The 20,606-nt window shown below is 60.2% G+C and carries 19 protein-coding genes and 1 riboswitch; of the genes, 15 read left to right on the top strand and 4 right to left on the bottom strand.

The genetic code is table 11. From position 1 onward, the window contains the following. Nucleotides 1–53: 53 nt before the first annotated feature. The 4 genes from WEU32_RS13390 to WEU32_RS13375 all read left to right on the top strand — a co-directional run bounded on the left by WEU32_RS13390 (nucleotide 54) and on the right by WEU32_RS13375 (nucleotide 2,270). Entirely contained in the window at nucleotides 54–680 is a 627-nt protein-coding gene (locus WEU32_RS13390) for a hypothetical protein (RefSeq protein WP_406852239.1), read from the top strand. Nucleotides 681–742: 62 nt separating this feature from the next. After that, nucleotides 743–1,318 (top strand): RNA polymerase sigma factor, encoded by a 576-nt coding sequence (locus WEU32_RS13385; protein ID WP_312138882.1) that lies wholly within the window; start codon nucleotides 743–745, stop codon nucleotides 1,316–1,318. Beyond that, on the top strand, nucleotides 1,315–1,770 hold the full coding sequence (locus WEU32_RS13380) for a hypothetical protein (RefSeq protein ID WP_406852238.1): 456 nt from the start codon (nucleotides 1,315–1,317) through the stop codon (nucleotides 1,768–1,770). Before WEU32_RS13385 ends, WEU32_RS13380 begins: the two co-directional genes overlap by 4 nt. Continuing rightward, complete coding sequence (locus tag WEU32_RS13375; RefSeq protein WP_312138886.1) at nucleotides 1,770–2,270, top strand: periplasmic heavy metal sensor; 501 nt, start codon at nucleotides 1,770–1,772, stop codon at nucleotides 2,268–2,270. Before WEU32_RS13380 ends, WEU32_RS13375 begins: the two co-directional genes overlap by 1 nt. Nucleotides 2,271–2,299: 29 nt before the next feature. Here the strand turns inward: WEU32_RS13375 and WEU32_RS13370 are convergent, their stop codons facing one another. The 3 genes from WEU32_RS13370 to WEU32_RS13360 all read right to left on the bottom strand — a co-directional run bounded on the left by WEU32_RS13370 (nucleotide 2,300) and on the right by WEU32_RS13360 (nucleotide 5,909). Next, complete coding sequence (locus tag WEU32_RS13370) at nucleotides 2,300–4,687, bottom strand: ATP-binding protein (protein WP_406852237.1); 2,388 nt, start codon at nucleotides 4,685–4,687, stop codon at nucleotides 2,300–2,302. A 92-nt stretch (nucleotides 4,688–4,779) separates the two neighbouring features. Further along, nucleotides 4,780–5,379, bottom strand: a complete 600-nt coding sequence (locus tag WEU32_RS13365; protein WP_312138890.1) for a hypothetical protein — start codon at nucleotides 5,377–5,379, stop codon at nucleotides 4,780–4,782. A 119-nt stretch (nucleotides 5,380–5,498) separates the two neighbouring features. Next, on the bottom strand, nucleotides 5,499–5,909 hold the full coding sequence (locus WEU32_RS13360; protein ID WP_312138891.1) for a CBS domain-containing protein: 411 nt from the start codon (nucleotides 5,907–5,909) through the stop codon (nucleotides 5,499–5,501). Nucleotides 5,910–6,122: 213 nt separating this feature from the next. Between WEU32_RS13360 and WEU32_RS13355 the strand changes: the two genes are divergently transcribed. From WEU32_RS13355 to WEU32_RS13345, 3 genes are all read left to right on the top strand, one after another. Next, entirely contained in the window at nucleotides 6,123–7,973 is a 1,851-nt protein-coding gene (locus WEU32_RS13355) for a monovalent cation:proton antiporter-2 (CPA2) family protein (RefSeq protein ID WP_406852236.1), read from the top strand. A 3-nt stretch (nucleotides 7,974–7,976) separates the two neighbouring features. After that, on the top strand, nucleotides 7,977–9,287 hold the full coding sequence (gene pncB / locus WEU32_RS13350; protein WP_406852235.1) for a nicotinate phosphoribosyltransferase: 1,311 nt from the start codon (nucleotides 7,977–7,979) through the stop codon (nucleotides 9,285–9,287). 83 nt (nucleotides 9,288–9,370) lie between these two features. Further along, nucleotides 9,371–9,925, top strand: a complete 555-nt coding sequence (locus WEU32_RS13345; RefSeq protein ID WP_312815791.1) for an NADPH-dependent FMN reductase — start codon at nucleotides 9,371–9,373, stop codon at nucleotides 9,923–9,925. A gap of 75 nt (nucleotides 9,926–10,000) precedes the next feature. On the opposite strand, the gene WEU32_RS13340 is transcribed toward WEU32_RS13345, so the two are convergent. Then, entirely contained in the window at nucleotides 10,001–11,329 is a 1,329-nt protein-coding gene (locus WEU32_RS13340) for an MFS transporter (RefSeq protein ID WP_312138899.1), read from the bottom strand. Between the two features lie 238 nt (nucleotides 11,330–11,567). Between WEU32_RS13340 and cyoA the strand changes: the two genes are divergently transcribed. From cyoA to thiC, 8 genes are all read left to right on the top strand, one after another. Continuing rightward, nucleotides 11,568–12,770 carry a ubiquinol oxidase subunit II gene (cyoA, locus tag WEU32_RS13335; RefSeq protein ID WP_406852234.1) on the top strand — a complete coding sequence of 401 codons (1,203 nt, stop codon included), beginning with the start codon at nucleotides 11,568–11,570 and terminating at the stop codon, nucleotides 12,768–12,770. Nucleotides 12,771–12,778: 8 nt separating this feature from the next. Then, the gene (gene cyoB, locus WEU32_RS13330; protein ID WP_312815793.1) at nucleotides 12,779–14,791 is read left to right on the top strand and encodes a cytochrome o ubiquinol oxidase subunit I; all 2,013 of its coding nucleotides are present in this window, start codon (nucleotides 12,779–12,781) and stop codon (nucleotides 14,789–14,791) included. 4 nt (nucleotides 14,792–14,795) lie between these two features. Continuing rightward, nucleotides 14,796–15,443: a cytochrome o ubiquinol oxidase subunit III gene (gene cyoC, locus WEU32_RS13325; RefSeq protein WP_312138905.1), complete on the top strand. Its 648-nt coding sequence runs from the start codon at nucleotides 14,796–14,798 to the stop codon at nucleotides 15,441–15,443. Then, nucleotides 15,440–15,817 carry a cytochrome o ubiquinol oxidase subunit IV gene (gene cyoD / locus WEU32_RS13320; RefSeq protein WP_312815795.1) on the top strand — a complete coding sequence of 126 codons (378 nt, stop codon included), beginning with the start codon at nucleotides 15,440–15,442 and terminating at the stop codon, nucleotides 15,815–15,817. Before cyoC ends, cyoD begins: the two co-directional genes overlap by 4 nt. Nucleotides 15,818–15,827: 10 nt before the next feature. Next, complete coding sequence (locus WEU32_RS13315) at nucleotides 15,828–16,601, top strand: SURF1 family protein (RefSeq protein ID WP_406852233.1); 774 nt, start codon at nucleotides 15,828–15,830, stop codon at nucleotides 16,599–16,601. Nucleotides 16,602–16,615: 14 nt separating this feature from the next. Then, on the top strand, nucleotides 16,616–17,932 hold the full coding sequence (locus WEU32_RS13310) for an ATP-binding protein (protein ID WP_406852232.1): 1,317 nt from the start codon (nucleotides 16,616–16,618) through the stop codon (nucleotides 17,930–17,932). Nucleotides 17,933–17,937: 5 nt separating this feature from the next. Further along, nucleotides 17,938–18,474, top strand: coding sequence for a response regulator transcription factor (locus WEU32_RS13305; RefSeq protein WP_312138913.1), 537 nt, complete (start codon nucleotides 17,938–17,940; stop codon nucleotides 18,472–18,474). A 46-nt stretch (nucleotides 18,475–18,520) separates the two neighbouring features. Continuing rightward, nucleotides 18,521–18,639: riboswitch (TPP riboswitch) on the top strand. An 88-nt stretch (nucleotides 18,640–18,727) separates the two neighbouring features. Then, complete coding sequence (thiC, locus tag WEU32_RS13300) at nucleotides 18,728–20,539, top strand: phosphomethylpyrimidine synthase ThiC (RefSeq protein WP_406852231.1); 1,812 nt, start codon at nucleotides 18,728–18,730, stop codon at nucleotides 20,537–20,539. Nucleotides 20,540–20,606 lie beyond the last annotated feature (67 nt).

Genomic DNA, 20,606 nt, shown 5'->3' with positions numbered 1-20,606 from the left:
TCTCTCTGACAGGGACAACATCGGGCCTTCGCGGCCCATGGAGACCAAGAGAGATGAAACATCTGCTGAACAGTTTGGCCGTCGTGGCTGTCATGGCCGTGGCCACGCCCGTCATAGCCCAGCAAGCTGCCCCCGCAGCGGCGCGCGCTCCGCAGGCCAGAACGGCCGCCCCCATCAGCGAGGCCGATTTTGTCGCGCGCCGTATGCAGGGTTTGCGCGCTGCTGACGCCAATAATGATGGACAGGTGACGCCCGAGGAACGCCGTGCCCACCACGACAAGATGCGCGCCGAGCGGACCGAAGCCCGTTTTACACGCCTGGATAGCAATGCCGATGGCCAGATCAGCCGCGAGGAGTTTGCGGCAGGCCATACCCGTATGGAGCATATGCAACGCGGTGAAGGCGCACATCGCATGGGTGCCCCTGCTGGAAGGGATCGTGTTGCTGGCCATCGTGGCACAGGTCGCCAGCATATGGCGCGTATGAACATGAACGATCGCACGATTGATCTGGCCACGGCTGAACAAAAGGCCCGCGAAAGCTTTGCCACTCTGGATGCCAATCGCGACGGTCAGGTGACGCGCGAGGAACGACGTGCCGCGCACCAGGCGATGCGTGAGATGCGCCGCGGTGAACGCGCTGCTCGTCAGCCGTCGCCTTCGGCAACGGTTTCGGAGTAGGGTCGTGACGGGGAAGGCGGTTTTGCCGCCCGCCCAGCAGTTTAACCAAGTGCGAGGCTGGTTTGGCGACATCCGCCGATCCCGACGAGGAACTTTTGCGCCGTGTGGCCGTGGGCGATCCCGCGGCCATTCAGGCCATGGTGGCGCGCAAGCTGCCGCGTCTTCTGTCGCTGGCCACGCGCATGCTGGGCGATCCTGTAGAGGCCGAGGATGTGGCTCAGGAAGCCATGTTGCGCGTCTGGAAACAGGCTCCGAAATGGAAGCCGGGGCAGGCGCGGTTCGACACATGGCTACATCGGGTGGGCTTAAATCTGTGCTACGATCGCTTGCGACGCAAACGCGAGACGCCGGTCGATCACATCCCCGAAATGGTGGACGATTCACCGGCACCCGATCGGGGACTTCTGGCCGCCGAGACGGGAGCCAGGGTCCAGTCGGGTTTGTTGAAACTACCGGAACGACAACGCGAGGCTATCGTTCTGTGTCACTATCAGGAACTGGGCAATATCGAAGCGGCGCAACTGATGGGGGTCAGTGTAGAGGCGCTGGAAAGCCTGCTCTCGCGGGCGAGGCGCAGTTTGCGGCTGTCACTGGCGGATATGGCACCGGTAACCCGTAACGGGGGCATGAGACGATGATGACTGAAGCACGATTTATACATCTTCTGGATGCCTATGGGGCACGCTGGACCGGCTGGCCGCAGGACGAGGTAGCCGCCGCCCGAACGGCACTGGCCGGCAGCGCCAATCTGCAAGCGCTTTGGAATGAGGCTTCGGCTCTGGATGATTTTTTGTGCCTGCCCGCTGTAACCGCTAGCGCGGACCTGCGTGAGCGCGTCCTTGCCTCGGCTGTTGGCGCGGGCCTGCAGTCAAGTCGTCGCCCGCGTGGACTCTGGTCCGCATGGACCTTGTGGTCGGGGGCGGGTGTGATGGCAACAGCGGTGGCTGGTGCACTTCTGGGTGTGGGTCTGGCCCAACATCTGGCCGCGCCGATGCAGGCTGAAGCCGTCTTCTATCAGGCCAGTCTGCAAGGCACTGACGATACCGAGGTGCTGGGTCTGGAACTGGTATCTTTGGAGGTGCCTCGCTAATGGCTTCACGCAAGATCAAACTGGCATTGGTCGCATCGGTGGCGCTGAACGTGTTTTTGGTGGCTGGCGGTACAGCAGTCTGGATCACGGCGCGTGAAGCGCGCGAAGCCGAGCGTATGACCCGCACGACCCGTACAGACACGCTGATGGAAATGGTCAGCACGCGCTCGCCCGAAGTGGCTGCCGCGATGGAGGTCCGGCTTCGTGATGTGGCCATGGCCGCCCGCCCTGATTTTCAGGAAGCGCGTGCAGCCCGTCGTCAGGCTATTGCTATCACCGCATCGGATGATTTTGATCCCGTTGTCGTCGCGGGTCTTCTAGAACAATCACGCGCTTCGGAAATACGCGGTCGGGCACGCTTGGAATCCGGTGCCGTGGAAATCCTGAACGATCAGAAGCCCGAGGATCGTAAAGCACTGGCGCGCATATTGGCGCGTTATCGCCCGCACAGCCATTCCAAGGATGGCTCTTCGGAACACGGTAAAGCGCACTCGCATTAAGCGGCAGACGTCAGTGTATCGGCTGGGGTCTAAGCAGCGATTTCTGATGGATCGCCCGTTGTCTGTGCTGCCCTGACCGGCAGGTCGAACCACACTGTTGTGCCGCTTCCCAGTTCGCTTTCGATCACCATGTTGGCCCCGTGCATTTCGATCAGGGATTTGGTCAGTGCCAGCCCCAGTCCGGTACCCTGGGTGGTCTTGGCATGCTGGTTTTCGACCTGCACAAAGGGCTGGGCCAGACGTTTGATATCGTCGGCGGCAATGCCGATACCGGTATCCTTGACGGCGACACGAACATAGCCCGGACGTTCGATCAGCGGCATTAGCGCCAGTGTCACACGGCCAGCACGTGGTGTGAACTTGATGGCGTTGGACACAAGGTTCAGCAAGACCTGTTTCATGCCCCGCATATCGACCTCGGCCTCGATCATACCGGACGAATCCAGCGCGAGGGCCAGACCGGCCTCTTCGGCGCGCCCGCGCATCAAGCGTACCACCTCGCGCCCCAACGCCGCCAGATCGGTCCGTTCGTAATAAAGGTTGAGCTTACCAGCCTCGATCTTGGCCATGTCGAGAATGTCATTGATCAGGCTGAGCAGATGCTTGCCGGAATTATGGATGTCCAGCGCATAGCCCTTGTAGCGACGATCCCCCAACGGGCCGAACATCTCGCCCGCCATGATTTCGGAAAAGCCGTTAATGGCATTCAGTGGCGTGCGCAGTTCGTGGCTCATATTGGCCAGAAACTCCGACTTGGACTGGCTGGCAGCCTCGGCGCGGGTCATGGCCGCTTCGTATTCGGTGGCCAGTGTTGCCAGACGCGAACGACTGGCTTCCAGTTCGTTGACGGTGCGCTGTAACTCTTCGGCGGCACGGCGGCGGTCATGTTCCTGTTGGCGGATCAGGGTGACATCCGCGGCGATCACCACGGTACCGCCATCGCCTGTATAGCGTTCGGTCATCTGGAGCCAACGCCCGTCATTCAGGGCCACTTCGCGCACCCCTGCACGGCGCGTCTCCAGACGGTGTTCGGTGCGGATCGCCTGTGCCGCGATACGGTTCAGGTCGTTCTTGAGCGCCCCGCGATAAAGAGCGTCTGCCGGAAAATCGAAGGCATCCTGAAATGCCTGGTTCCACATCACCAGATGGCCCTGTCTGTCGAACAGTACAAAAGCGTCCGATACGCTCTGGATACCGTCGACCAGACGATCCTCGGCGGCTTTGGCGCGGGCCTTGGCGCGGCGGGCTTTGGTGATATCCAGGGCTATGCCCATGATGTGACGGTGGGCCGTTCCCGGTGCCTGTTTTCGCGCACGGCCGCGGGCATCAATCCAGCGCAGGCTGCCATCGTTCAGAGTTACCGGGAAAGCCAGCTCGAAATGCCCGGTTTCACGGGCATGGCTTTGGGCCGAGACAAAGCTGTCGCGAAAACGTGGGTGGATGCGTTGGACTAGGGCATCGGTGCTCAACAAGGTTCCAGCGGGCAAGTCCAACAAGGCGGCCATATAGTCGGACAGTTGCAACTGGCCCTTGTCGATATCCCAGTCCCAGACCCCGCACTGTGCCGCTTCGACCGCGATCCGAAAACGGCGCTCGGTATCGGCCCATTGGCGCGAGGTGCGATCCTGCCGGAAGGTTTGTAAGGCCAGAAACAGCAGCAGGGCCACACCCAGAGCCAGAGGTATAACCAACAGGCTGGCATCATCGCGCCAGCGATCCAGCAAGGATCGGGCCGGACGGTCGGCCACGACCGCCAGTCCGCTGTCCCCGACCTTGAAGGCGGTGGTGACACGTTCTGTGCCTTGAGGGTCCGGCAGGATCACCCCTGTCGGTGAGTTGAACAGTTCAGGGGGCAACTGAGCGACGGGGCGCAAGTCAAGACGCACATCCCGACCTGTTGAAACGGGCGCGATCGCCGCAATGGACGTATTGAGTTGCTTGCCGTCGGCAAGAGTGCGGCCAAGGCTCAGATTATCATCGGCAAGACTGGCCCCTTGTGTCGCTTTGTGTCCCGCAGCAGTTTTGCGTCCCACAGCCACCAGAGGTGTGCCCTGTGCCGTTGACAGCAGTATGCCGCTATGCGGCAAGCTGGCGACAGCGGTTTCCAGCGATTGTAACGGCTGACCGGGAGCGCTCGCCAAATGGGTTTCGGCCAGATTTAACAGGCGATCCAGATCGGCCAATTGTTGCGCGATGGTCTGGGCATAAAGTCTGGCATCCAGCACCAGCGCATCATGGTTAAGGCCATCCAGTTCGCGTTCCGGTCTCGACTGGTCCCGTGCAACCAGCAACAGAGCCATCGACAGGATTAGCAGGGCCGACAGAAACAGGGCGCGTTCATAGGGGCGTCCCCAAAGACCCGGATGGTCTGTGGTTCGCCTTCCGCGTCCATCGCTGCGGCGTTCTATCCCACGCACACCGAAGGCTCCTTAACCGTGTCCGACAAAGGAAACCTAGGCTGTTTTGCCAAGTCGTGTCGAGAGGGACCGGACGTGGCAGATAGGGGACTTTAGGCGATCGGCTCGCCGGTGTTGGCGACGGGGGTAATTTCGGCTTTTTCGGCAGATACCGCTTTGCGCGGAGGCAGGGGTTGGCTCTGGATACGGCGCAGAACAGCCTTGGCCGCTTCGGCCAGACGGCGCGTCTCGGGCGGAGCGTCCTGCGGCGCTTCGTCCACACTTTCAACCAACTGGTTCAGGATGTTCAGCATTTGCGGGGCGCTGGCAATAATGCGGGCCTGTTGTTCGATTTTTTCGGGCAGGCGGTCATATTCGGCACCGGGGACGCGCCATCCGCCCCAGTCGGCATCATCCGTAACCACCACAGGATAGCTGCCGGGGAAGGGGTGGTGCGCGCAGTCGTTCTGGTCCTGCCACTTGTTGCGCGCCCGCAGCACGCGCCAAGTGCCCAGATTGCTGCTCAGCGCCTCGCTTTCGGGCGATTGTAGTTCATGGCTTTGGAATTCGCGTCCCAGACCCACTTCATATGTGACACGCACAGGCTCGTCGAAACCCTTGGCCCAGACCGGAATCACCTTCTCGACCTCGGCCCATAGACCGACGCTTTCGACCCAGACCTTTTGACCTTTTTGGAATTGTGCGCGTGCCATTAAGCCTACCCCGTACCTCTGGTCGGTAACCTTAGCCGATAGCGGTTATCGACCTCTTGGGAGAGATGGTTACCGAGCCTCAACGGGGTTGGCTATGAATAACGTCGCAATTCAATATTTTATGGCTGGGATATGCTTTCCAGCGCCTCACCGGCATAGCGTTCCTTAACCTTTACGGACAGGTCGCCCAGGGACACGACACCCACCAGTCGAGAATGCTTGTCGATGACGGGCAAGCGGCGGATGCGGGCACGACTCATCAGGTCCAGCGCGGTTTTCAGTTCATCGGTGTCCAGAACCGTGATGGCATCGCGTGACAGGAACTCCGAAACCGGTTGTTCTGGACTGGCCCCGCGTGCCACGGCCCGCACGGTGATATCGCGGTCGGTAATCGTGCCGATCAGGCGCTCGCCCTCAACAACGGGCATGAAACCGAAATCGCCATCGGCCATGCGGCTGGCGACATGCTGAAGGCTGTCTTCGGGGCGGGCGATATGGATATCGCTGCTCATAAGATCGCGGATTTTCATGGTGGCTCCTTGCGGGTTGACGACGGGGGATAGTTTCCAAAGGCGCGCAAAGGGTGTCAGGTTCCCCCGATGTCCTCTGCAAGGAGGGCCTCGATTTAAACAGGTGGTTGCCGAAGAGCTTTGCGGGAACGACAAAATAGGCTGTTCGTTTAGCGGATTGGGCAGGGCAGATCGCATTCGCGACGCTGCGGCTGTGTTTCAAGCGAGGGTGGCATGGCCGCAGAAACTGCCGGCATGGGTTTGGGGCATGTCGCTGCACTCTTGGGTGCAGGCGTGGTCGGGGTGGCGGTTTTCCGCAAGATCGGTCTGGGTTCGGTGCTGGGCTATCTGGTCGCGGGCCTTGCGCTTGGCCCGTTCGGGCTGGCTCTGGTCAAGGAACCGCAGACCATCCTGCATGTGGCCGAGTTCGGCGTGGTCATCTTCCTGTTCATCATTGGACTGGAGATGCGGCCCAGTCGTCTTTGGGCCATGAAGGGCGAGATATTCGGCCTTGGCACGGCGCAGGTCGGACTGTCGGGCCTGGCCCTGACCCTGATTGCCATGGCGGCGGGGGTGTCTGCGCCCGTGGCCTTTGTCGGGGCGATGGGTTTTGTCATGTCCTCGACCGCCGTCATCATGCAGATGCTGGAGGAACGCGGCCAACTGGGCAGCGAGGCCGGGCGGCGGGCGGTTTCGGTACTTTTGTTCGAAGACCTCGCCATCGTGCCGCTGCTGGCCATTGTTGCGGTTATGGGCGCGCAGATGGCCCCTGTTGCCGACACAGGAACGGGCGAGCCTCTGTGGCAGGTTATCGTCTTTGCGGTTGCGGCCGTGGCAGGCGTGCTTGCCTTCGGGCGCTATCTGATCAATCCGGTGTTCGGCTTTCTGGCCCGTAATGGTGGCCGCGAGGTGATGACCGCCTCGGCTCTGCTGGTGGTGGCCGGTACGGCGTGGCTGCTGGATTCTGTCGGGCTGTCGATGGCCATGGGGGCCTTCCTTGCGGGCGTGCTGTTGTCGGATTCTACCTTCCGCCATCAGTTAGAGGCCGATGTAGAGCCATTCCGCGCCATCCTTTTGGGCCTGTTCTTCCTGTCAGTCGGCATGGCGCTGGACCTGTCGGTGGTAGCCAATGACTGGAAGGTGGTGTTGGCAGGTCTGGCCGCCTTCATGCTTGCCAAGGCGCTGGTGATCTATGTCGTGGCCCGCGTGTTTAAGGCGTCCAACCGCGAGGCGATCGAGCGGGCGGCCCTGTTCGCGCAAGGGGGCGAGTTCGCCTTTGTCCTCTATAGCGCGGCGGCCACAGCCGGTGTGATTGGCGCACAGGCCAGTGCAGCCTTGACGGCCATTGTCATCCTTTCGATGGCGTTGACGCCGCTGACGACACTGGCCCTGTCGCGTCTGATGCCGCCGGAAAAAGAACGCGGCATTGAGGATGTCGATGACGTGGATGCGGCCAGTGAGCTGGAAGGGCGCGTGCTGATTATCGGCTTTGGCCGTTTCTCGCAGGTAGTGTCACAGCCGCTTCTGGCACGCGGTGTGGATGTCAGCATCATCGAAAAAGACATCGACATGATTCAGGCCGCCGCCACCTTCGGCTTCAAGGTTTATTATGGCGACGGAACGCGTCTGGACACCTTGCGCGCTTCGGGTGTGACCAAGGCCGAGGCGGTGTTGGTCTGCATCGATGACCCGCAAGCGACCGACCATATCGTGCAGTTGCTCAAGCACGAATTCCCCAATGTCAAAGTCTATGCGCGGGCTTTTGATCGCGGGGCGTCGATACGGCTTATTCAGTCGGGCGTTGATTTTGAAATCCGCGAGACGTTTGAATCGGCTCTGGCTTTCGGGGCGCAGGTGCTGCGTGAACTGGATGTGCCGGATGTCGAGATCGAAGAAACCATAGCCGAGGTACGTCATCGCGACCGCGAACGCCTGACCTTGCAACTGGCGGGCGGCCTGACGGCGGGGCGTTCTTTGATGCGCGGGAACATGACAACACCCACACCTGCGCCGTATATCAAACCGGAGAAGGAAGGACGCGTCATCACGACCGGCGACGCGCCGCCCGCACCGGAGAGCCTCTAATCCATGCCCAGTGTTGATCTGGCCAAACGTGCCTATGACCATAGTTGGCGACTGGACCCGATTGTCCGCAGCTTGCTGGATACGGACTTCTACAAGTTGTTGATGCTGCAACTGATCTGGCGTCGCTTCGGCGATGTGCCGGTGACGTTCAGCGTCATCAACCGCTCGACCTCGGTGAAGCTGGCGGTGGAAATCGACGAGGCCGAACTGCGGGCGCAACTGGATCATGCGCGCACCTTGCGGTTCACCAATCGCGAACTGATCTGGCTGGGCGGCAATACGTTTTACGGTGTGAAGCAGATCTTCACGCCCGATTTTCTGGCCTGGCTTTCGACCTATCAACTGCCCGAATACGAACTTGCGAGAACCGAAGATGGCCAGTATCGCCTGACCTTTAGCGGGTCATGGGCCGATGTGACCTTGTGGGAAATCCCCGCCCTGTCGATCATCAACGAGCTTCGGGCGCGCGGCGCGCTGGCCCGTCTGGGACGGTTCGAGCTGGATATTCTCTATTCGCGCGCCAAGACCAAGCTGTGGGAAAAGATCGAGCGCCTTCGTAAGCTGGAAAACCTGTCGATCTCGGATTTCGGCACCCGCCGCCGTCACGGTTTCCTGTGGCAGGGCTGGTGCGTCGAGGCGATGAAGGCGGGGCTGGGTGATGCCTTTATCGGCACCTCCAATGTGCTTTTGGCCATGAATAACGACATGGAGGCCATCGGCACCAATGGCCACGAACTGCCGATGGTGGTGGCGGCGCTGGCGGGCGATGACGATAATGCGCTTCGCGATGCGCCCTATCGGGTGCTGGAAGAATGGCGTCAGACCTATCACGGCAATCTGCTGGTGGTGCTGCCCGATGCGTTCGGCACAGAGGCGTTTCTGGCCGACGCGCCAACATGGCTGGCCGACTGGAAGGGCTTCCGCCCCGACAGCGCCCCGCCCATTGAGGGCGGCGAGATCATTATGGACTGGTGGAAGTCCAAGGGCGTGGACCCCAAGGACAAGTTGCTGGTTCTGGCCGATGGTCTGGATGTCGATACGATTGAAACCGCCCATGCCCATTTCAAAGGCCGTGTGCGGACCAGCTTTGGCTGGGGCACCAATCTGACCAACGACTTCCGAGACTGTGCGCCGGTTGAAACGCCGGAACTGTCGCCGATTTCGCTGGTGTGCAAAGTCACGCAGGCGGCGGGGCGACCGGTGGTCAAGCTGTCGGACAACCGCGCCAAGGCCACCGGCGATGCCGCCGAGATCGAACGCTATCAGCGTGTGTTTGGCGAGGCCGGTCGCGACCGTCGCGAGGTTCGGGTCTAGGCATGACCTAGCGCGGGTTTTCGGAACGGCTTGGAGGGGCAGGCATTGATAGTCTGCATATCCATTTCAACCGGAGCCCGCTCATGACTGCCATCAAGGTCGGCATTATTATCGGCAGCCTCGCCAAGGCGTCTATCAACCGCAAACTGGCCGGTGCGCTTGAAAAGCTTGCGCCCGAGGGCATGAGCTTCAGCGAAATCACGATCGGTGATTTGCCGCTTTATTCTTATGATTACGATTCAGACTATCCCGCCGAAGGCCGCGCTTTGAAGGCGGAGATCGAAGCGGCCGATGCTATTTTGATCGTTACGCCGGAATATAACCGCTCAATACCCGGCGGTCTGAAAAATGCTCTCGACTGGGCCAGTCGCCCTTGGGGTACCAACAGCTTTAATGGCAAGCCTGTGGCGGTGATCGGTACCTCGCCGGGGGCGATCGGTACCGCCGTGGCACAGGCGGCACTTCGTCCGGTTCTGGGATTCTTGAACACGATCCAGATGAACCAGATCGAGGCCTATATTCAGTTCAAACCGGATATGATTGACGGGCAGGGTGCATTCACAAACCCTGAAACGGCTAAGTTTCTGAGTGGTTTTCTGGAAAGCTTCCAGAGTTTTGTAGCGAACCACAAGGCCTGAGCCGAGTTCCGGGCGGTATAAAAAGGGCGCATCCTTTGCGGGATGCGCCCTTTAATGTTTCAGCCTTTTACCGACCTAGTCGCGGGCCAGACCCAGACTGCGGTTCAGCCACAGGGCCAATAGCGTTATCAGCGCACCCGACAGCAGGTAGAGGCCACCGGCTGCCGCGCCAAAGCTTGCCGACAGCCACAAGGCGGCCAGCGGCGCAAAGCCCGCACCGAACAGCCAGGCCAGATCGGAGGTCAGGGCCGAGGCGGTATAACGGTTGCGGGCGCTGAAGCCCGAGGCAATGACGCCCGATGCCTGACCGAAAGCCAGACCCAGCAGGATAAAGCCGACAATCATATAGGTCAGCTCACCGGCCACACCGCCGTCCAGAAGTTGCGGCGCAAAGCCCGAAAAGACAGCGATTGCCGCGACCGAGGCACCAAGCAGTTTACGGCGGCCGTAACGGTCGGCCAGCCAGCCCGAGAGCAGGATCGCCACAACACCGAAACATGCACCCAGCAGTTCGATCATCAGGAAGCGTGCGGGGCTTTCATCGGTGTACAGATAGACCCATGACAACGGATAGACCGTGACCATGTGGAACATGGCAAAGGCTGCCAGCGGTGCGAACGTACCGACAAGAATGCCTGCGCCGTCTTCCTTGATGGTCGCGCCAATGGTGGTCGGCTTCAGTTCCGAAGAATGGAAGGCCGACTGGAAGGTCGGGGTCACAACGATGCGAAGACGGGCGAACAGGGCCACTACGTTGATGGCGAAGGCCACGAAGAACGGATAGCGCCAGCCCCAGGCGTAAAAGTCTTGCGGGGCCAGCTTGGCGACCAGATAGCCGAACAGGGCCGAAGCCACGATGAGGCCCAGCGGGGCACCCAGCTGCGGCACCATGGCGTACCAGCCTTTTTTGTCGGCCGGTGCCGATATGGCCAGCAGAGACGGCATGCCATCCCAAGTGCCGCCAAGGGCGATACCCTGACCGATGCGCAGAACGATGAGCATGACAGCGGCCCAGTGACCGGCTGTTTCATAGCTGGGCAGGAAGCCAAGGCAGACCGTCGATGCGCCCAGCAGTAACAGAGCAATAGTCAGTTTGGTGCCGCGACCGAATTTGCGGTCGATTGCAATAAACAAGGCTGAACCGAGCGGGCGCGCCAGAAAGGCGACGGCGAACACGGCAAAGGACAGCAGGGTGCCGCCCAGCGGACCGGCATACGGAAAGATCAGGGCCGGAAAAACGACGACCGAGGCGATAGCATAGACAAAGAAGTCGAAAAATTCGGAAGTTCGACCCAAAATTACGCCGACTGCAATTTCGCCTGCGTCGATTTTGCCATGCCGCGCGTTGATCTGGCTGGCGTCCCTTTCAAGGGACTCGGAAGAAGGCGCGCCCGAAGCGTTCATGACAAATGCCGTTCTCTGAGACCGGGCGTCTAAGCGCCCATACTGTTAGAATGAATGAACCGCTCCTTTGCTCCGACAAAAGGAATGAGGGGATAGGGCGGATTGTCCAATGTCGCGCATTAGGCAGCGGAGCTACGGGGCGGGTGCAATGACCGAAACTGTGCCCGATCACCCCGTTAGTCTGGCCCGGCGCGTGATAAGATCACGTCGCCTGAGGCCGCTCGCCCTCGCGCCAATCATGGCGGCCCTCGCTGGCTGTGAAGCCACCGTGTTGGCCCCTGCCGGTGACATCGCTATCCAGCAACGTGACCTTCTGGTCTTCTCGGTGCTGTTGATGCTGATCGTCATTGTGCCTGTTATGGTGCTGACCGTCTGGTTCGCGTGGAAATACCGCGCCTCGAACAAGGCCGTTGAGAAAGAACATGATCCGGACTGGGATCACTCGACCCACCTTGAACTGGTGATCTGGGCGGTACCGCTGCTGATCATCATCTGTCTGGGCGCTGTGACCTGGACCGGCACCCACCTGCTGGATCCCTATCGTCCGCTTGACCGGATCGACGAGAATCAAGCTGTCACCGAAGACCACAAGGTCCTTCAGGTTGAAGTGGTGGCGATGGACTGGAAATGGCTGTTCATCTATCCAGAATACGGCATTGCCACGGTTAATGAACTGGCGGCTCCGGTAGACCGTCCGGTGCGTTTCCACATTACGTCCACCGGTGTGATGAACTCGTTCTATGTGCCGGCCATGGCGGGCCAGATCTATGCCATGCCGGGCATGGAAACCAAGTTGCACGCGGTTATCAACCGTCCGGGCGAGTATGTCGGCTTCTCGGCCAACTATTCGGGCGACGGCTTCTCGAACATGCGTTTTGCCGCTCATGGTCTGGACCAGAAGGGCTTTGACGCCTGGGTGGCCAAGGTCCGTGCTGGTGGCCAGACCCTGGATCGCGAAACCTATCTGGAACTGGAAAAACCGTCAGAGAAGGTGCCGGTCACCTATTACAGCCAGGTCGATGCCATGCTGTTCGATGCGGTGGTAAATATGTGCGTCACCCCGGGCAAGATGTGCATGGGCGAAATGATGGACATCGACCGCAAGGGCGGTCTGGGTGTTGCTGCCGTCAATAACACCTGGCCACTGGTCTATGACAAGCACGCCCGTCGTGGCGCAGCTGTTCTGGGTGGCACCGGCGAAAGCTATGTGATGCAGGTCTGCACCCCACAAGAAGCCGAACGTGCTGCTATCGAGGCCAATCTGCGCCGTCAACAGAATGCCCGTTCGCTGGAGCGTGCCGATCCGTTCAACCGTCTGACCGGTGCGGCGCTTGTCGCTCCGGGCAAGGTTCCCGAAGCGGTGGCCGTCAATGCCGCCCAGTTCGGCCCGCAAACCCTTCCTGCCGTGGCAGCGTCCCAGACGCCCGCCTCGCAATCCTGAGTCCTGTCATGGCTTCTGAAGCAATCGTAGAAACTACGCCCTTGCTGGGGCGTCTGAGCTGGGCAGCCATCCCTGCCGATCCGATCGTCCACGTCACATTTGCCGTGGTCGTTCTGGGCGGTCTGGGCGTGCTGGCCCTGCTGACCAAATACAAACTGTGGGGCTATCTCTGGAAAGAGTGGTTCACCACCGTCGATCACAAGAAGATCGGCATTATGTACATGATCCTTGGCTTGGTCATGTTCCTGCGCGGCTTTGCCGATGCCGTGATGATGCGTCTGCAACAGGCCATGGCCTTCGGCGGTTCCGAGGGCTATCTGAACGCTCACCACTATGACCAGATCTTCACCGCCCACGGCGTGATCATGATCTTCTTCGTGGCCATGCCGATGATTACGGGCCTGATGAACTATCTGGTTCCGCTGCAGATCGGCGCGCGTGACGTCTCCTTCCCGTTCCTGAACAATTTCTCGTTCTGGATGACCACGGTGGGTGCGATCATGGTCATGGCCTCGCTGTTTGTGGGCGAGTTTGCCCGCACCGGCTGGCTGGCCTATCCGCCGCTCTCGGGGCTGGGTTATAGCCCTGGCGTCGGCATGGACTATTATATCTGGTCGCTACAGATCGCCGGTGTCGGCACCACCTTGTCGGGGATCAACCTGATCGCCACCATCGTGAAGATGCGCGCGCCGGGCATGGGCATGATGAAGGTGCCGGTGTTTACCTGGACCTCGCTGTGCGCCAACGTCCTGATCGTGGCCTCCTTCCCGATCCTGACCGCGACGCTGGCCCTGCTGTCGGCTGACCGTTACATCGGCACCAACTTCTTCACGAATGACTTCGGCGGTAACCCGATGATGTACGTGAACCTGATCTGGATCTGGGGCCACCCCGAGGTCTACATCCTGATCCTGCCGCTGTTCGGTGTCTTCTCGGAAGTCGCCTCGACCTTCTCCAGCAAGCGCCTGTTCGGCTATACGTCGATGGTTTACGCCACCGTCTGTATCACTGTGCTGTCCTACCTGGTGTGGCTGCACCACTTCTTCACCATGGGCTCGGGTGCGTCGGTGAACTCGTTCTTCGGCATCACCACCATGATTATCTCGATCCCGACAGGGGCCAAGATATTCAACTGGCTGTTCACCATGTATCGCGGCCGTATCCGTTTCGAGCTGCCGATGATGTGGTTGATCGCCTTCATGCTGACCTTTGTGATCGGCGGTATGACAGGTGTGATGCTGGCCGTTCCGCCGGCGGACTTTGTGCTGCACAACTCGCTGTTCCTGATTGCCCACTTCCACAACGTCATCATCGGTGGCGTGCTGTTCGGCCTGTTCGCCGCCATCAACTACTGGTGGCCCAAGGCTTTCGGCTTCAAGCTGGAGAAGAAGTGGGGTCTGGTCAGCTTCTGGTGCTGGGTTGTCGGCTTCTGGGTCGCCTTTGCCCCGCTCTATGTGCTGGGCTTCATGGGCGTGACCCGTCGTATGCGCGTCTTTGACGATCCGGCCTACCATATCTGGTTCATCATTGCCGCTGTCGGCGTGTGCATCATTGCCGTGGGCATCTTGGCTATGTTGATCCAGTTCGCTGTCTCGATCATCAACCGCGACAAGCTGCGTGATGTGACGGGTGACCCGTGGGATGGCCGTACGCTGGAATGGGCGACCTCGTCGCCGCCGCCAGCCTACAACTTCGCCAAGACTCCGATCATCCACGATACGGATTCCTGGGCCGACATGAAGAAGCGTGGCTATGTGCGTCCGACCAAGGGCTTCGAAGCCATCCACATGCCGTCCAATACGGGTGCGGGCCTGATCATTTCGGTTCTGGCCGGTATCTGCGGTATGGCGCTGATCTGGTACATCTGGTGGTTGGCTGCGGCCAGCTTCCTAGCCGTGATTGCCGTGTCGATCGCCCATACGTTCAACTACCGCCGTGACTATTATATTCCGGTGGAAGAGGTCGTGGCGACCGAGGATGCTCGTACCCACGCCCTTGCCCAACTGAAAGCGGAGGGCTGATCCGATGAGCGCTGCTCAAGCTCCCATCAACCCCGACTATGTGGATGCACAGGGTAACCCCCTGTGGCATCCGGTCCACGAACCGCACCTTCCGGAAGGCCACAGCACCTCGCTGGGCTTCTGGATGTATCTGATGAGCGACTGCCTCATTTTTGCGATCCTGTTTGCGGTCTATGCCGTGCTGGGTGGCAACTATGCGGCAGGCCCCGCGCCCAAGGATCTGTTCGATCTGAACCTGATCGCTGTGAACACGGCCATGCTGCTGTTCTCGTCGATCACCTATGGCTTTGCGATGCTGGCCATGATGAAGGGCAAGGTCACGCAGACCCTGTCCTGGCTGGGTGTGACCGGACTGTTCGGTCTGGCCTTCCTCGGTATCGAGCTCTACGAGTTCGCGCACCTGATCCATCTGGGGGCCACGCCGCAACGTAGTGGCTTCTTGTCGGCCTTCTTCTTCCTGGTCGGCACCCACGGTCTTCACGTGACCTTCGGTATCATCTGGCTGGTGACGCTGATGGTGCAGGTGAAGATGAAGGGGCTGATCCCGGCCAACCGCCGACGCCTGATGTGTCTGTCGATGTTCTGGCACTTCCTTGACGTGATCTGGATCGGCGTCTTCACCTTTGTCTATCTGATGGGGATGCTGCGATGAGCGGACACGACACCCACGACGCCCACCTCGACGAGCACCATGATGACAGCGGTTATCATGGTTCCTATCGGGACTATCTGATCGGCTTCATCGCCTCGGTTGTGCTGACGGCTATTCCGTTTGCACTGGTGATGACGGGCGTTCTGCCGGTTCAGGCCACGGCCATCATCATTGTGGCCTTTGCGGCCATCCAGATGGTGGTTCACATGGTCTATTTCCTGCACATGAACTCCAAATCGGAAGGCGGCTGGAACATGCTGGCCCTGATCTTCACCTTGATTATCGTGGTGATCGCAGTGGCCGGTTCGATCTGGGTCATGTGGCATCTGAACACCAATATGATGCCGGTCCACACCATGCAGGGCATGGGCTGAGGATCATGACATGACGGAAGGGCACAACACCCGATCCGCGCACGAAAAAGGCGGCCTCCCGAAAGGGGGCCGCCTTTGGCGCATCATGGTGGTGACAGTCTTCATGTTCCTGTTTGCCGGTTTCATGGGGCTGGGCATCTGGCAGGTACAAAGACTGGCGTGGAAGACGGCGCTGATCCAGCGCGTGGATACCCGCATCCATGCTGCGCCTATTGATGCACCGGCCCCCGATGTCGTCATTACCCGCGATAATCACGAATATCTGCGTGTAAAGGCCTCGGGTCGTTTCCGTCACGATCTGGAAACACCGGTCAAGGCGGTCAGCGATCTGGGCCCCGGCTGGTGGATCATGACACCGCTGGAAACGGATCGCGGTTTCACAGTTCTGGTTAATCGCGGCTTTGTGCCTTCGGAAATGAAGACACCCGACACCCGCCCGCCCGCGCCCGAACAGGCCAATGTGACGGGTCTGTTGCGTCTTGACGAAGGCCATAGCGGCTTCATGCGTGATAATGATCCGGCGGCGAACAACTGGTATGCCCGCGAGGTCAAAGCCATTCTGGATGCCCGCGGTGTGACGGGCAAAACCGCCTCCTATTTCATCGATGCCCAGCCGGACGTGAACAGCGCGCCCGATGCCTTCCCGCGGGCGGGCCTGACCGTGGTGCGGTTTGCCAACAGCCATCTGGTCTATGCCCTGACATGGTTTGGTCTTGCAGCGGGTAGCCTGTTTGGCATGGTGCTGGTCATGCGCGAGCGTCGCCGCGCAAAGCATGACTTTTAAGGACAGATCGACAGATGAAGACAGGGTCGCTGTTTGATCTGCTGACAGGGCAGGCGGACGAAAACGTTCTGGCCCCGGGAGCAGCGGGACGCCGCAACATGCTGTTGCTGATCCAGCTGCGCTGGCTGGCTGTGGTCGGACAGGTGCTGACCATTGCCATTGTCCACTGGGGCTTTGGCATTGCCTTGCCGCTGGGTTGGCTATTGCTGGCCCCATTGGCCATGGTGATCCTCAATCTGATCAGCCTGCCTCTGGTGGTGCGCCGCCGTGCGGTGACCGATGGCGAAATCTTCATCTCGCTTTGTAGCGATGCCGCCGCGCTGGCGTGGATGCTGTATTTCAGCGGTGGGGCCACCAATCCGTTTTCGGCCCTGTTCGTGATGCAGATCGTGCTGGCGGCGGTGCTGCTCAAGCGTCGCTATGTCTGGGCCTTTGTGCTGGGTACCAGTGCAGCCCTGGCCTTTCTGACCCTGTTCCATCGCCCTATGCCGTTGCCCGACGGGGCCGATGCCCGTCTTGGCCTTCTGGCGCAGGGCTCGCTGATTAATTTTGTGCTGATCGCGGTGCTGTTGGCCGCCTTTGCCAGCCGCACCATCCGCAATGTGCGGGCGCGCGATGCGTGGCTGGCCGAAACGCGCCAGCAGGCCGCCGAGCATGACCATATTGTGCGTATGGGGCTGCTGGCTTCGGGCGCGGCCCATGAACTGGGCACGCCTCTGGCCTCGCTCAGTGTTATTCTAGGTGACTGGAAACACGATAAGACCATCCGCGCCGATAGCGATCTTCTGGCCGATGTCGAGCAGATGCAGTCCGAGGTCGAGCGCTGTAAAACCATCGTCACCAATATCCTGATGTCGGCGGGTGCGGCCCGCGGCCAGTCGCCGGTCATTCGCCGTCTGTCCGATTTTTTGCATGAGGTCGTGGACGAATGGCGCGAACGGGTAGGCAATAGTGTCAGCCTGACCCTGAACGGCCCGTCGCCGCTGAACCCGTCCATCATTGCCGATCCGGCTCTGAAACAGGTGCTAAGCGCCCTGATGGACAATGCCGCCGAGGCCGGTGCCTCGGAGGTGGTGATGGATGCTGTGGCCGATCAGGAAGTGCTGATCCTGACCTGTACCGATAATGGCCCGGGCATGCCGGACGATATACTCAAACATCTGGGCCAGCCCTATCAGTCCACCAAGGGCAAGGCGGGCTCGGGTCTGGGCCTGTTCCTGTTGGTCAATGTGATGCGTACTCTGGGCGGCGAGGTGCAGGCCCAGAACCTGAAACAAGGCGGCACCCAGATCAGGTTGCGCTTGCCAAGAGAGGCTCTGGCCCCGAAATGACAGATATGGCCGAAGCTTCCCCCACGCTGCTGATCGTCGAGGATGACGAATCCTTTGCCCGTACCCTGCGCCGGTCGTTCGAGCGGCGGGGCTATCAGGTCATGTCGGCTCGCTCGCCCGAGGACATGACGCTGGTGCTGGAGCATCACCGTCCGCAATATGCTGTGGTGGATCTGAAGCTGGGCACTTCGTCGGGTCTGACCTGTGTGCAGACCTTGCATGCGTTTGATCCCGACATGATCATCGTGGTGCTGACCGGCTTTGCCAGCATTGCCACGGCGGTCGAGGCTATCAAGCTGGGCGCGCGCCACTATCTGGCCAAGCCTGCAGGTACCGATGAAATCGAGGCGGCCTTTAACAAGGGTGACGGTGATCCCGATGCCCAGATCACGGCGCGTCCTACCTCTATCAAGACGCTGGAGTGGGAACGTATTCACGAGACGCTGGCCGAGACTGATTTCAATATTTCCGAAGCCGCACGGCGCTTGGGCATGCACCGGCGCACTCTGGCCCGCAAACTGGAAAAACGCCGCGTCACCTGATCAGGCAACCATCGGTTGACAAAAGTTGCGGCCCATCCCAAGACCAAGGTCTCACCAGGGGGGTCCCGCAAGGGGCTGAGATTCTGCTGGGCCGTAAGGCAGTGCAGTGACCCTATGAACCTGATCCAGTTCACACTGGCGTAGGGACGGTGCGGTTGCCTTTGCGCGTCACCCTTGCGGGTGGAGTCTGTCCGGCCACCATTCCCCTTACCCGCGTGCTGGGTCTCCAACGCCTTCGGGCAAGGAGCCTGTCATGTCTGCTACTCCCAAACTCACTGTCACCACGGGTCCGCTTCCGGCATCCGAAAAGGTGTTCAAGGCGGGTATGATCCACCCGCATATCCGCGTGCCGATGCGTGAAATCTCGGTGCACCCGACGGCCAACGAACCGCCGGTCACCGTTTATGATGCTTCCGGTCCGTATACGGACCCGTCCATCGAAATCGCCATTGAGCGCGGCCTGCCGCGCCTGCGCGAAAGCTGGATTGAAGCGCGCGGCGATACCGAACTGTATGAAGGCCGCGAGGTTCAGCCCGCCGATAACGGCTTTGTTTCGCCGGAGAAGATGACGCCGGAATTTCCGGTCAAAAACAAACCGCGCCGCGCCACAGGCGGCAAGGCCGTCAGCCAGTTGGCCTATGCCCGCGCCGGTATCATCACGCCGGAAATGGAGTTTGTGGCGATCCGCGAAAACCTTGGCCGCCAACAGGCGCATGAGGCGCTGGTGCGCGATGGTGAAAGCTTTGGCGCTTCGGTGCCTGACTATGTGACGCCCGAGTTTGTGCGTGATGAAGTCGCCCGTGGCCGCGCCATTATTCCAGCCAATATCAACCACCCCGAGCTGGAACCGATGGCGATCGGCCGCAACTTCCTGGTCAAGATCAACGCCAATATCGGCAACTCGGCGGTCACCTCGACCATGGCCGAAGAGGTCGAAAAACTGGTCTGGTCCACCCGCTGGGGTGCCGACACGGTGATGGACCTGTCCACCGGTCGCAATATCCATAACATCCGTGAATGGATTATCCGCAATTCGGCCGTACCCATCGGCACGGTGCCGCTGTATCAGGCGCTGGAAAAGGTGAACGGCATTGCCGAGAACCTGACATGGGAAGTGTTCCGCGACACCCTGATCGAACAGGCCGAGCAGGGCGTGGACTATTTTACCATCCATGCGGGCGTGCGCCTTCAGCACATTCACCTGACCGCCAACCGCGTCACCGGCATTGTTTCGCGCGGTGGCTCCATCATGGCCAAGTGGTGCCTGCACCATCACCGCGAGAGCTTCCTCTATGAGCATTTCGAGGAAATCTGCGAGATCATGAAGGCCTATGATGTATCCTTCTCGCTGGGTGATGGCCTGCGCCCTGGCTCGATTGCCGATGCCAATGATGCGGCTCAATTTGCCGAATTGGAAACGCTGGGCGAGCTGACCCAGATCGCGTGGAAGCACGACTGTCAGGTGATGATCGAAGGGCCGGGCCATGTGCCCATGCACAAGATCAAAGAAAATATGGACAAGCAGTTGGAGGTCTGCGGCGAAGCCCCCTTCTATACGCTTGGCCCACTGACGACCGATATCGCACCGGGTTATGACCACATCACCTCGGGCATCGGCGCGGCCATGATCGGCTGGTTTGGCACGGCTATGCTTTGCTATGTCACACCCAAGGAACACCTTGGCTTGCCGGATCGTGACGATGTGAAAGTGGGGGTCATCACCTATAAGATCGCCGCCCACGCCGCCGACCTTGCCAAGGGCCATCCTGCGGCCAAGGTGCGTGACGATGCCCTGTCGCGGGCGCGCTTCGAGTTCCGCTGGGAAGACCAGTTCAACCTGTCGCTGGACCCTGAAACGGCGCGGTCCTATCACGACCAGACGCTGCCCAAGGAGGCGCACAAGGTGGCGCATTTCTGCTCGATGTGCGGGCCGAAATTCTGCTCGATGAAGATCAGCCACGATATCCGCGATGCCGCCAAGGCGAAGGAGGATGGCATGGCCGAAATGTCAGCCAAATACCGTGACGGAGGCGATCTCTACATGCCGGTAAAGGCCCCCGCCTAAGGGCCTACTAGGCTATGGCGACCCTGTCGCGTATAGGGTCGCCGTAACCTTTTGTTTTTGCCCGAGC

Origin of the sequence: Brevundimonas sp. BH3 (genome assembly GCF_045345115.1) — a bacterium.
Taxonomy (GTDB): domain Bacteria; phylum Pseudomonadota; class Alphaproteobacteria; order Caulobacterales; family Caulobacteraceae; genus Brevundimonas.
Note: the sequence above shows the minus strand (reverse complement) of the source record. Positions and strands in the feature narration are given on the sequence as shown.